We start from the raw sequence: 12,282 nt of genomic DNA, 5'->3' as shown, positions 1-12,282 counted from the left end.
CACCAGGCTGGCGCGTTCTTATCGCCTTCTGGTGTTATGTTATCAACCTAGATAACACTCACCTGGGAGGCTTCGTGGGCTGGATCGGTCTCGATCTCGGCACGCAAAGTGTGCGCGCCGTGCTGGCCGATGCCAAGGGCCACGTGCTCGCGCGTGCAACCCGTCCGCTCACCAGCCATCGGGACGGCGTCCGCCACGAGCAGGATCCGCAGTCCTGGCTCAGCGCCGTCGACGCAGTCCTGGCCGAGGTCGGGACGGCCGATGTCGACGGCATCGCGATCTGCTCGACCTCCGGCACCTTCCTCCTCACCGACCGCGCCGGCCGACCCGTCACCCCAGCACTGATGTACGACGACGCGCGCGCGGCCGCCCGTCGCGACCACATCGTGGACGCCGACCCGGACCGCTGGGCGACGAGCATGCAGCCCACCTGGGCTCTGCCGAAGATCCTCGAGCTCGTCGCGGACGGTCACGATCTCGCCGACCGCCGGGTCGTCCACAGCGCCGATTTCGTCGCGGCCCACCTCGTCGGTCATCCGGTCGCCACCGACACCAGCCACGCCCTCAAGACCGGCTACGACCTGCTCGCCGAGACCTGGCCGGCCGAGGCCTTCGACAAGCTCGGCCTCCCGCTGTCCGCGTTCCCCGCGGTTGTCCGGCCCGGCGTCGAGCTCGGCCGCACTCCCGCCGGCATCCCCGTCCACGCCGGTATGACCGACGGCTGTGCCGCCCAGATCGCCGCTGGTGCTCTCAGCCCAGGCGCGTGGAACTCGGTCCTCGGTACGACGCTCGTTCTCAAAGGCGTCAGCGACGACCTGCTCGTCGACCCCACCGGCGCGGTCTACAGCCATCGTCATCCCGACGGCGGCTGGCTCCCCGGCGGCGCGTCCAGCACGGGTGCCGGCGTACTCACCGAGCTTCTTCCCGGGGCCGACCTCGACGCGTTCGACCGCGCCGCGCGCGCTCAAGGCCCGATCGACGCCGTCACCTATCCGCTCACCAAGACCGGCGAGCGGTTCCCCTTCGTCGCACCTCAGGCCGAGCGCTTCACGCTCGGCAGCACCCCCGACGACCTGCACACGTACGCCGCCGTACTCCAAGGGGTCGCTTTCATCGAGCGGCTCGCCTTCGAGCATCTCGAGACGCTCGGCGCGGACCCGGTGCGGTCGGTCTCGCTGACCGGTGGCGCCACGCGGAGCGGCTACTGGAACCAGCTCCGGGCCGACGTGCTCGGCGTACCGGTCGAGCTTCCGGCCGTACCGGACCCGGCGTACGGCATGGCTGTCTTGGCCGCGTCAGGTGGGATCGATCTCACCGGCACCGCGCGACGCATGGTCCGTGTGGATCGCGTCCTCGAACCAGGCGACCAACGACTTGACGACTTGTACGGCGCATTTGTCGCGGAGCTCGACCGTCGGGGGTATCGCGGATGAGAACGACGATCGTCCTGGCCCGCCACGGCCGGACCGAATGGCATCACGGCAACCGCTACACCGGTTCGACGGACCTCCCGATCGACGAGGTCGGCGTACAGCAGGCACAGCAGTTGAAGGACTGGGCGCTGGACTATGCGCCGGACGCGTTGTGGTGTTCGCCCATGCTGCGGGCCCGGCAGACGATCGGACCGATCGCCCAGACGCTGGACCTGGAGCCGACCGTGGATGCGCGGCTGCGCGAGGTCGATTTCGGGTCGGCCGAGGGGAAGATGCTCAGCGAACTGCCGCCGGCGGTGGCGAAGGCGTTCGTGCTGGACCCGGTGCTCGACCACTTCCCGGGCGGCGAGCATCCGGCCGATGCTGCTGATCGGGTGCATGAGGTCTTCGCCGAGATCGCCGAGCGGCACGAGGGTCAGCGGGTCCTTGTCGTCGCGCACAACACGCTCATCCGGCTGCTCGTCTGCAGGGCGCTCGGACTGCGACTGAACGACTACCGCAGACTGCTACCTGCGCTCGGTCCCGCGGCGCTGGTGCGTTTCCGGTGGCAGGACGGCACAGTGGGTCTCGAGGCGTACAACGTTCCACCTGTGATCGAGCCTGCGCGAATGGAGACCCGGGAATGACATCGGACATCGATGGCGACACCACCGAACTGAGCCGGCCGGCACGCCGGCAGGCCGAGATCGCGGCGTACGTCGTGAAGCACGGCTCGGTCTCGGCCAACGATCTGGTCGAGGCGTTCGGGGTGAGCGTGATGACGGTGCACCGCGACCTGGACGAGCTCGAGCGGCAGGGCGTGGTCCGCAAGTACCGCGGTGGCGTGAGCGCGCAGCCGACCAGCGTGTTCGAGAGCAACGTCGCGTACCGGCTGAACACCGCGCACGCGGAGAAGGCTGCGATCGCCCGGCACGCGCGGGCGATGATCGAGCCGGGGATGTCGGTGATGCTCGACGACTCGACCAGCGCGCTGGCCCTGATCGACCTGATCGAGGACATCACACCGTTGACCGTGGCAACGAACTTCCTGCCCGCGATCACCCGGCTGTCCCAGCTCCGCGACATCACGCTGCTCGCACTCGGCGGGATCTACTCCGCGACCCACGACTCGTTCGGCGGGATGCCGTGCGCCGAGGCCGTCGAGGCGCTGCACACCGATCTGCTGTTCTGCTCTGTCTCCGCGGTGTCGCCGACGCACGCGTTCCACCAGGAGGAGGAGATCGTCCTGGTGAAGCGGGCGATGTTGCGCTCGGCAAGGACCAAGGTGCTGCTGGTCGACCACGCCAAGCTGCAGCGCACCGCCCTGCACCGGCTCGCGCCGCTGACCGACTTCGACGTCGTGATCGTCGACGAGAAGACCCCGAAGGACCTGATCGAACCGCTGCGCGACCACGGCGCCACCGTGGAGGTAGCCAAACTCTAGGAGGGGGCTCATGGACGTCGGAGTAGACGTCGGCACCACCGTGACCAAGGCGGTCGCCTTCGACGCCGACGGCCGCCCGCTGGCAGAGGCATCCCGGCCGACCCGGTTGCTGCACCGCAGTCCGGGGCGGTTCGAACACGAGGCTCTCGAAGTAGTTGCCTCGGTCAACGAGGTCGTACAGGAGTTGGCCGGCGCGGTCGGAAGCCGGCCCGGTGTGTTGGCGATCACCGCGCAGGGCGACGGCCTCTGGCTGGTCGACGATGCGGGTACGCCGGTCCGCCCGGCGATCTCGTGGCTGGACGCGCGGTCGAGCCCGATCCTCGATGAGTGGACCGGTAGTGGTGTGGCCGAGCGGGTGTTCCGGCGGTCGGGGAATCGGATGTTCCCCGGTGCGTCGGGGCCGCTGCTGGCCGCAGTACTGGCGGAAGAACCTGGAGTGATCGAGCGGGCGGGGACGGCGGCGTACTGCAAGGACGTTGTGATGCAGGCGTTGACCAGCGTACGGGCGACGGATGTGTCGGATGCGTCGGCGCCGTTCCTTGATCCAAGGACCGGGGAGTACGACGACGAGGCGCTGGCGGCCACGGGGTTGTCGGGCTTGCGTCGGCTGCTGGCGCCCGTTGCCGGTGCGGGGCCGGTTGGCGAGTTGCGGGACGACTCGACGGGGATGGCTCGCGGGACCAGGGTGTCTGCCGGGCCGTACGACCTTCCGGCCGCGGCGGCGGGTGCCGGCGTGACCGAGCCTGGCGATGCGCTCCTGACCGTCGGTACAACGTTGGCGTGCCAGGTCGTCACCCGTGAACTGCCCGTCGACGGCGAGCCGGCCGGGCTCTTCCTCGGTACCTGGACCCCCGGCGTCTGGCTGCGCGCGATGCCCGCCATGGTCGGCACGGCGGCCCTCGACCGGGTGCTCGCACTCGTCGGCGTCGGTACTGCTCAGCTGCCGGGCCTTCTCGCCGAGAGCTCGCCCGGCGCGTCCGGCGTGACGGTCCTGCCCTATCTGTCCGAGGCTGGTGAGCGCGCGCCGTTCGTCGACACCCGCGCCCGCGGCACGATCGACGGCATCTCGCTGTCCACGACGACAGCCGACCTCGTCCGCGCGACCTGCGAAGGAATCGCGTACGCCGCTCGCCACTGCCTCGAGGCTGCCGGATGGTCCGGCCGCGTGACGGTCTGCGGCGGTGGCGCCCGGAGCAGCGAGTGGACCCAGATCCTCGCCGACGTACTGAACGCGCCGCTGCACACCGCCGAGGCCGAACAGGTCGCCGCGCGGGGTGCGGTGATCTGCGCGCGACGGGCCGTCGACCCGGACAGCGCCGGAGCGGAGTGGATCGCCGAGACCCGCCAGGTCGACCCGGATCCGGCCCGCGCCACGTTCTACGCCGAGGGATACGCCCACTACCTGCGCCGGATCGAGGCGGCCCGCCCGCGCTGGTCCGACCCAGCACCCACGTTCACAGGAGATCGATGAGAACCGTCAAGACGCTGCTCGCCGGCGACCACTTCGTACGCAACGAGCTGCTCGCGGCGTCGCTCAGCACGATCCCCGATGTCGTGTTCGAGTTCAGCGAGATCACGCTGCCGTGGCCGCTGACGCCGTACGGGCGGGTTGCCGAGGTGGACGAGGCCAGCGATGTCGAGGACCAGCTGATCGAGGCGCTGGCCGGGGTCGAACTCGCGGTCACGCAGATGGGACCGTTCACCGAGCGGGTGCTGGCTGCCGCGCCCGATTTGCGGTACCTGGTCGTCTGCCGCGGTGGGCCGGTGAACGTGAACGTTGCCGCTGCGGCTGAACGGGGGATCGCGGTCGCATCCACGCCAGGACGCAACGCGGTGGCGGCCGCGGAGCATGCGGTCGCGTTGATGATGGGTGCCCTGCGCAACCTTCCGCGACTGCAGCGGACGCTGGAGCTGGGGGAGTGGCGCTCCGACCTCTACGCGTACGACGAGTGCGGCGGCGAGCTGGACGGATCCACCGTCGGGCTGGTCGGTTATGGCGCGATCGGGCAACGGGTCGCGCGGGTGATGCTTGCCTTCGGCGCTCATGTCCTGGTCGCCGATCCGTACGTCGATGACGCCCCGGAAGGCATCGAGCTGGTGGAGCTCGACGAGCTGCTGCGGCGATCCGACGTGGTGAGTCTGCATGCGCGGCTGACTGATCAGACCCGCGGAATGATCGGTACGGAGCAGCTCGCGTCGATGCCGCGAGGCGCCGTACTGGTGAACACCGCGCGTGGCGGGCTGCTCGACTATGACGCAACGGTGGACGCGCTGGAGTCGGGGCAGCTCGGGGCGGCGGCATTCGACGTGTTCCCGGCCGAGCCGCTACCTGCGGGCTCGCGGCTACTGACGGCGCCGAACATAGTCATGACGCCGCACCTGGCCGGCGCAACCCGGCAGACCGCCCACCGGGCCGGCTCGATCGCGGCCGAGGCGGTGGCAGCGTTCCTGTCCGGAAAGGATCCTCTGGGGTTGATATAGATCATCAGCTATGCTGATGGTATGAGTTCTTCGGATGTTGCCGCGCACGAGATCCGCACCAGTCTGTTCAGGCTGGTCCGCCGGTTGCGTCAGGAGCGGCCCGAGGGTGAGCTCAGCTATTCGCAGTTCAACGTGCTGGGCTGGTTGGAGCGCGAAGGTTCGATGACGAACGCGGACCTGGCCGCCGCCGAGCGCGTCACCCCGCAGACCATGATGCGCGCCACCACAGACTTGGTAGCGAGCGGATTCATCAGCCGTGCTGATAATCCCGCCGACCGCCGTCAGATCCTCCTCGAGATCACGCCCGCCGGCGCCACCCTGGTCCGCGAGGACCGTCGCCGACGGGACACCTTCCTCGCGAAGGCAATGGAGACCACCCTCACCCCGACCGAACGAGAACTCCTCCACCTGGCCGCCCGCCTGATGGACCAACTCTCGGAGGTTGTCGAGTGACGAAGGTCGCCGAGGAACGGGAGGTAGTTCAGGCGGGGGAACTGCCGGCGCGGTACGCCGCTTCGGTCGGGCTGGGCACGTTGCTGCAGCCGTTGAACTCCTCGATGATCGCCGTCGCGCTGGTTGCGATCGGCGCGGACTTCCACGCGGGGACCGAGACGCAATGGCTGGTCTCCGGGTTGTACCTCGCGACAGCGGTCTCGGCGCCGACGGCCGGGCGACTGGCTGATCTGATCGGTGCCCGGCGAGTCTTTCTTGCCGGGCTCGGGCTCGTGGCGGTCGTGTCGGCGTTGGCTCCGTTGTCGCCGAGCCTCGGCTGGCTGATCGCCGCGCGGGTCCTGCTCGGGATCGGGACCGGCGCTCAGTTCCCGTCGGGGGTCGCGATGATCCGCCGGATCGCCGACCGTCGGAAGGCCTCCGCGGTGGGTGCTCTCGGATTGCTGTCCGTCTTTGCGCAAACCTCAGCCGCGTTGGGCCCGAGCGTCGGCGGTCTGCTCGTCGGCACGTTCGACTGGCAGGCGATCTTCCTCGTCAATCTCCCGGTCGCCGCCGTCGCGGGCATCGCCGTACTGCGGCTCGTCCCCAAGGACCCGCCCCGACCGGCGGATGACGACCGCAAGCTCTGGCGGGAGATCGACCTCGGCGGCCTGGTGCTCTTCACGCTGGCAATGACCGCGCTCATGCTGGTCCTGCTCTCGCTGTCGACCAACCCGAACTGGTGGCTGCTCGGCGCAGCGATCCCGCTGGCTGTGTTGTTCATCCTCTGGGAACGGCGCTCCACGACGCCGTTCGTCGACGTACGCCTGCTTGCCCGTAGTGCGCCGCTGTCCCTCGGTTACCTCCGCACGATGCTGACGTACGTCGCCTTCTACGCGATCTTCTACGGACTGCCCGGCTGGCTCGAGCAAGCCCGTGGCCTCGATCCGACGAAGGTCGGTCTGGTGGTCCTCCCGATCGCGACACTTGGTGCGATCACCGTCGCGATCGCCACGAAGCTCGCCCGCCGTCACGGTGATCGGTTGCTGCTCATGATCGGTTCGGCCGGGCTGCTGGTCGGGGGCGCCGCGCTGGCCTTCGGAGTTCACAGCGGTACGCCGATCGTCGTACTCGTGGTGATCAGCGCGATTCTCGGCATACCGAACGGCTTCAACGGACTCGGCAACCAGTTGGCCGTCTACCGGGCTGCCCCACCTGAGGTCGCGGGCGCGGCGGCCGGACTGTTCCGTACGTCGCAGTACGTCGGGGCGAACCTCGCCGCCGCCGCGATCGCCATCGTCTTCGCCGGCCCCGCGACCGATGCCGGCCTGCACCGGCTCGGGCTGCTCGTCGGCGGGATCGCCGCGGTGCTGCTGCTGGATGTGGTGTTCGCGAGAAAGGGCGCGCTGTGATCATCACCGGGCATCGGGGTGCGCTGGGGACCGAGCCGGAGAACACGCTGCGATCGTTCCGCCGGGCGGTCGCGGACGGGTGCTACGAGATCGAGCTCGACCTGCGGGTGAGCGCCGACGGGGAGCTCGTCATCATGCACGACGCTAGCGTCGACCGGACCACCTCCGGGTCGGGCGAGGTCGCGTCGCTGACTCTCGCCGAGCTCCGATCGCTGGACGCGGGCCTCGGCGAGCAGATCCCGACGTGGTCCGAGGTGATCGACGCCGTAGACGTGCGCATCCAGGCGGAGGTCAAGTCCGAGGCCGCCGTACCGCTCCTCGCTCAATCCCTCAAGTCGAACCCGTCCCTCGCCGCCCGAACCCTGGTCACGTCCTTCCACCCAGAGATCCTCCTGGCCGTCCGCGACTCCTACCCCGACGCCACCACCGGCCACATCTTCGGCCGTACGCCGGACATCCCTGAAGTCATCACCCGGACCCGCGAGGCCCGAGCCACCTGGTCCCTCTGCGGCATCACGGGCCTGACCCCAGCCGGCGTCGACGAACTACACGCCGCCGGCCTGTCCGTCACCGCCTGGCCCGTCCCCGACCCAGCCACCCTCGCCCAAGCCACCGCCCTAGGCGTAGACGGCGTCACCACCGACAACCCCCACCTGCTGCTCTGAGGGTTCCAACGTGCTTGGCTTCACACGTTCCAACGGCGCCCACCCACCCCCCGACGCCGGAGGCGGCGTGCTGACTCTCACACGTTCCAACGTCTGAATTTGTTCTTCCGTAGAACATAAATGTGTGATTGCCTGTCTCGCATGGGAATCAGCATCGGCGTGGTTGGCGCCGGACAGTTTGCTCCTTCGTTCCTGCGGTTGTGGTCCGCGCACCCGGATGTGTCCGAGGTGCGGCTGACCGACGTGATCCCGGAGCGGACCGCGGAGATGGCCGCCGAACAGGGCATCGCAGTCACGCACGCGTCGTTCGAGGAGATGCTCGAGTCGGACCTGGACGCGGTCGCGATCTTCACCCAGCGCTGGCTGCACGGGGAGATGGCGATCAAGGCGCTCGAGGCCGGTAAGCACGTGTACTCGACGGTCCCGATGGCGATCGAGGCGGACCAGATCGCGCGCATCATCGAGCTGGTCAAGGAGACCGGCCTGACGTACATGATGGGTGAGACCAGCTTCTACTACCCGTCGTCGGTGTACTGCCGGCAGAAGCTCGCCGAGGGTGCGTTCGGGCGGGTGTTCTACTCCGAGGGCGACTACGTCCACGACATGGACCTCGGCTTCTACGCGGCGTACCAGTACTCCGGCGGCGACGACTGGAAGAAGACCGCGTCGTTCCCGCCGCTGCTCTACCCGACGCATGCCGTCGGCAACGTTCTTTCGGTGACCGGTCAGCACGCCACGCACGTGTCGGCGATCGGCGTCAAGGACGACCGCGGTGACGGCGTCTTCGACAAGGACGTCAGCCAGTTCAACAACGACTTCTCGAACGCGACCGCCCTCTTCAAGCTGGCCGACGGCGGCATCATGCGGACCAACGAGATGCGCCGCGTCGGGTACCCGTCGCACATCCGCGAGTCGCGGCTGCGCGTGTTCGGCACCGAGGGCAGCTTCGAGCAGCTCGCCACCACGACCCTGTGGCAGAACAAGGAAGGCGTCGAGGACGTCTCCCACCTGATGGAGACCAAGCCGAGCAGCAACCTCGACGACGCCGACCTGGCGAACGTCGACCCCGCGCTGCGCGACGCGTTCCGCTCCGGCCTCTCCCCGGTCCACGACCGCAGCCGCCTGCCGAAGGAGTTCGACGGCATGCACAACGGCCACGAGGGCTCCCACCACTTCCTCGCCGACGACTTCGTCCGCGCGGTCGCGGACAAGACCCTCCCACCCATCAACGCCTGGGTCTCCGCCCGCTACACCCTCCCCGGCATCATCGCCCACCAGTCCGCCCTCCAAGGCGGCGTACAACTAGAAATCCCCGACCACGGCGACGCTCCGGTCTGACGGGCAAGGTGATGTGAACTGGACTGGGGCGAGATCGGCCCTAGTCCAGTTCCACCAGTTGAGGCGGACTCTCCGAGAGACGGACGATTTCGTCCGGTAGGTGCCCGGGTTGTGCCGGACGCCGGCGGTAAGTGGTAACAAGCAGCCGCCTGAACTCGGAAGGGAGGTGAGCGAACATCTCGCCGAGCCAGATCGGTAGCGCGTCGTTCAGCCGTACCTCGTTCGCCTGAGACATCAAGGTGGCCAGCAGCCAGTAAGCAGTCGCAATCTCCGGAGCCGCAGGCACGGTTTCGTTGACCAGCCGTTCGAAGATCCGCTCGATCGGTACCAGATCAGAGGAATTGATCCAGACCTCGATTCGGCTGGCCGACAGGTCTTCGACGGTAGCGATGAAGCGGAGGCTGAACGCCCTGAGGCGCGCCTCGATCCAGTCCGCCGTCGGGCTTCCGTCGAGCAGCGGTTGAAGCCTCGGCCTGGTGTCGAGGTTCACGAAGTTCGACACCAGGATGGAGTCGCGGGCGACGAACAATTGCCATGGCAGTTCGTCGAGCACGTCGTCGCCGACTGTCATGCCGCGCGCGACCGCCGCCAGTACGGTCAATGGCCCGCTGTCATAGAGCGATTCCGCGGCGTCCTGGGCATGCAGCTTGCTGATCAGATCCTGGGTCTGTGCGACGACGTCCTCAGTCGGCCGACCCGCGAGGCGAACCAGGGCCGGTAGGCAGGCGAACAGGCGGTACGACGGCCCGCGCTGAACATCGGGCTTGTTGATCAGCTCCCAGAGCTCCTCGATCAGCTGTTCGACCACCCGCATCGCATCGGGGAACTGCGAGACCAGATTCAGCAGCAGGAGTTCTCCATGGAACGGAGAGATGTCGTCCGGGCTCTGCGGGTCGCCGGCGACCTTGCCGAGGGATTCCTTGAGCGCTCCCGGCAGATCCTCGCTGGATGCGGGCAGATCACGGTCCTCCCAGTAGGACCAGCGGACCGAGAAGGCCCGGATCTCGCGGTAGTCCCGGCCGGGATTCTGTGACTGGAGATAGGTTCGGAGTACCTGTGACGTGAGCCGTTCGACCGCTCTTGGGGTGAGCAGCCCGAACTCGCGGAGACGGAGGGCGAACGCCGTCAGCATGTAGCGGCGTTTCTGCGTGGACTGGCCCGCCCGGCGGCACAGCTCCAGAACGAACCGCTCGGCCCCGCGATGCTGAAAGCTGTCGAGGACCGCGACCGATACCTCACCGATGACCTCCCACTCGGCGATCTCCAGGTGAGGGGCGAGCTTGGCGAGCAGTTCCTTGGGGCCGCCGGCCCTGCGAACCAGCTCCACCGCGGCGAAGTACTCGAGGAAGGTTCGATGGGTGAATGCGAAGATCGGCTGACTGGTCGGTCCGGAAGACAGGTCGGTGATCAGCCAGGCTCGGCCACGCCACAGCGAGACCAGCTCCTGCGCGGCCTCGCGGGCGGCGAGGACATCCGGAAGGCGCTGCTCCTGCCAGAACCTGGTCAGCCGCTGTACCAGCGCTGCCTCGGTGACACCTTGCTGGCGCTCCGCGCTCTGATAGATCCACAGGGCGATCTCACAGAGCGCGATCTTGGCGTCGGCCTTGAACGCCGGCGGAGTGTCGATGCGGCGCAGTGCGTCCCAGCGATCGAACAACAGGGCAGCACACTTCTCGTACAGTTCCGGTCGGTTCTCCGGGATCGATCTCTCGCCCATGTAGATCGCGCAGAGCAGACTCAGCATCAGCGGGTTCGCGCGCAGGTCCGGGGCGTGCTCCTCGGACTCTGCGACGAACGAGTTCACCCGCTGCTCCAGCACCTGCGAAGTAAGACGCGCGTCGATCCGGAACCACGACTCGCAGTACCGCCGGATCTGATCGTCGGAGAACGGCAGGATCCTGAAATGGGTGAAGTCCGTCCTCGACAACGAGGCGATGTCGTAGCCGACCGAACGCGAGGTGACCACCATGGGTGTTGCGGCATAGAGACTCGCGAAGGCCAGGACCGAGTCCTTGACGGCTGCCCGGGACGTCCCGTTGACCACCTCGTCCAGACCGTCGAACATGACGACGGCCCGCCCACTGATGAGGAGCCACTCGATGCAACCGGGCGGCGGGACCAGCTGGTAGTCCTCCGCCATGCAGCTCTCGATGTGATCGAGGATCCGGCGCGGATCCCGCGTCTTGGCGTCGTTGTACCGGCGGAGCTCCACCAGGAACGGGACCCGTGCGTTCTGTTCCGTTGCACTGCTGGTCTCGTGCATCAGGTGCTGGATCAGGGTCGACTTGCCGGCCCCTGGATCCCCGAGGACGACGGTCCGCGCCGACAACTCGAACACGTCCCGTAGATCAAGGCGGTCAGACTTTGCGACCGAGTCCCAGCCGCCGTCGATCGCCTGCAGATCAGGTGCGACATAGACGTCCTGCAGCCGGATCGACCGCTGCTGGTCGAGTTGTGCCAGCGTGAGGATCTCGGTCTTCTGCTGTACGAGGTTGCGGTACGAACCGACGAACGCGGCGAAGTCGACCAGGTTCAACTTCGACTGCAGTGCTTGCGCGAGTAGCTCCCGGTTGGCGGCTTGTTCGAGGTAAGACTTGGCTCCGTCCCCGGTACCTCGGCTGAATCGGCTCTTGGCGTTGCCGTACAGACCTCGCGCGGCCGCCAGCAGACCTGCGGTGATCGCTCCTGCGACCGCCGGCATGTCATTCGGGTGCGGGGCGATCGTCAGGATCAGGGCGGCTCGAACCTCGGCCCGGAACTTGCTCTGGATCGACTCCGTGTCGCCTCGCATCAGCGTGACCAGGAGTGCGGCCTCGGCGAGGTGCTGTGCCTCGGGAGACTGGCGCAGGAACTCGCCGATCCGGGTCAGCAGCTCAGGCGAGAGGTCGTGGTCCTCGAGTTCGGCCTGTACGGCGAGGTTCACCGCACCCCGTGACCAGGTCTGTTCGCTGACCGGCTCGCCGACAGGCAGGAGCGCGGCCAGCATGCCGGCGCCCCTGCTGACGGCGTTGACCACCAGCCCGAGGGCGAACTCCCCGATGACCTCATGCGGCGACATGGTTCGTCCTCACGGTCGGTGCCTGCAACGGCAGCAAATCTAT

The 12,282-nt window shown here is 67.9% G+C and carries 10 protein-coding genes; 9 read left to right on the top strand and 1 reads right to left on the bottom strand.

The window, feature by feature from the left end:
* The first annotated feature begins 74 nt into the window (after nucleotides 1–74).
* The 9 genes from ACFWUU_RS39210 (at nucleotide 75) to ACFWUU_RS39170 (ending at nucleotide 9,181) form a co-directional block, all read left to right on the top strand.
* A complete protein-coding gene (locus tag ACFWUU_RS39210) occupies nucleotides 75–1,433 on the top strand; it encodes an FGGY-family carbohydrate kinase (protein ID WP_380183596.1) in 1,359 nt (452 codons plus the stop codon).
* Nucleotides 1,430–2,059, top strand: coding sequence for a histidine phosphatase family protein (locus ACFWUU_RS39205; RefSeq protein WP_380183594.1), 630 nt, complete (start codon nucleotides 1,430–1,432; stop codon nucleotides 2,057–2,059). The genes ACFWUU_RS39210 and ACFWUU_RS39205 overlap by 4 nt, the downstream gene beginning before the upstream one ends.
* The gene (locus ACFWUU_RS39200) at nucleotides 2,056–2,856 is read left to right on the top strand and encodes a DeoR/GlpR family DNA-binding transcription regulator (RefSeq protein ID WP_380183592.1); all 801 of its coding nucleotides are present in this window, start codon (nucleotides 2,056–2,058) and stop codon (nucleotides 2,854–2,856) included. The genes ACFWUU_RS39205 and ACFWUU_RS39200 overlap by 4 nt, the downstream gene beginning before the upstream one ends.
* 10 nt (nucleotides 2,857–2,866) lie before the next feature.
* Nucleotides 2,867–4,327: an FGGY family carbohydrate kinase gene (locus ACFWUU_RS39195; RefSeq protein ID WP_380183590.1), complete on the top strand. Its 1,461-nt coding sequence runs from the start codon at nucleotides 2,867–2,869 to the stop codon at nucleotides 4,325–4,327.
* Nucleotides 4,324–5,337 (top strand): 2-hydroxyacid dehydrogenase, encoded by a 1,014-nt coding sequence (locus ACFWUU_RS39190; protein ID WP_380183588.1) that lies wholly within the window; start codon nucleotides 4,324–4,326, stop codon nucleotides 5,335–5,337. The genes ACFWUU_RS39195 and ACFWUU_RS39190 overlap by 4 nt, the downstream gene beginning before the upstream one ends.
* 21 nt (nucleotides 5,338–5,358) lie before the next feature.
* Nucleotides 5,359–5,790 carry a MarR family winged helix-turn-helix transcriptional regulator gene (locus ACFWUU_RS39185; RefSeq protein WP_380183586.1) on the top strand — a complete coding sequence of 144 codons (432 nt, stop codon included), beginning with the start codon at nucleotides 5,359–5,361 and terminating at the stop codon, nucleotides 5,788–5,790.
* Nucleotides 5,787–7,178, top strand: a complete 1,392-nt coding sequence (locus ACFWUU_RS39180) for an MFS transporter (protein ID WP_380183584.1) — start codon at nucleotides 5,787–5,789, stop codon at nucleotides 7,176–7,178. Before ACFWUU_RS39185 ends, ACFWUU_RS39180 begins: the two co-directional genes overlap by 4 nt.
* Nucleotides 7,175–7,843 carry a glycerophosphodiester phosphodiesterase gene (locus tag ACFWUU_RS39175; protein ID WP_380183582.1) on the top strand — a complete coding sequence of 223 codons (669 nt, stop codon included), beginning with the start codon at nucleotides 7,175–7,177 and terminating at the stop codon, nucleotides 7,841–7,843. Before ACFWUU_RS39180 ends, ACFWUU_RS39175 begins: the two co-directional genes overlap by 4 nt.
* Before the next feature lie 141 nt (nucleotides 7,844–7,984).
* Nucleotides 7,985–9,181 (top strand): Gfo/Idh/MocA family protein, encoded by a 1,197-nt coding sequence (locus ACFWUU_RS39170; RefSeq protein ID WP_380183580.1) that lies wholly within the window; start codon nucleotides 7,985–7,987, stop codon nucleotides 9,179–9,181.
* Nucleotides 9,182–9,221: 40 nt separating this feature from the next.
* Here the strand turns inward: ACFWUU_RS39170 and ACFWUU_RS39165 are convergent, their stop codons facing one another.
* Complete coding sequence (locus ACFWUU_RS39165) at nucleotides 9,222–12,239, bottom strand: NACHT domain-containing protein (RefSeq protein WP_380183578.1); 3,018 nt, start codon at nucleotides 12,237–12,239, stop codon at nucleotides 9,222–9,224.
* Nucleotides 12,240–12,282 lie beyond the last annotated feature (43 nt).

The organism is Kribbella sp. NPDC058693 (assembly GCF_042715335.1).
GTDB classification, from domain to species: Bacteria; Actinomycetota; Actinomycetes; order Propionibacteriales; family Kribbellaceae; genus Kribbella; species Kribbella jiaozuonensis.
The sequence above is the reverse complement of the archived record's forward strand: the minus strand, read 5'-3'. Positions and strand labels throughout refer to the sequence as shown.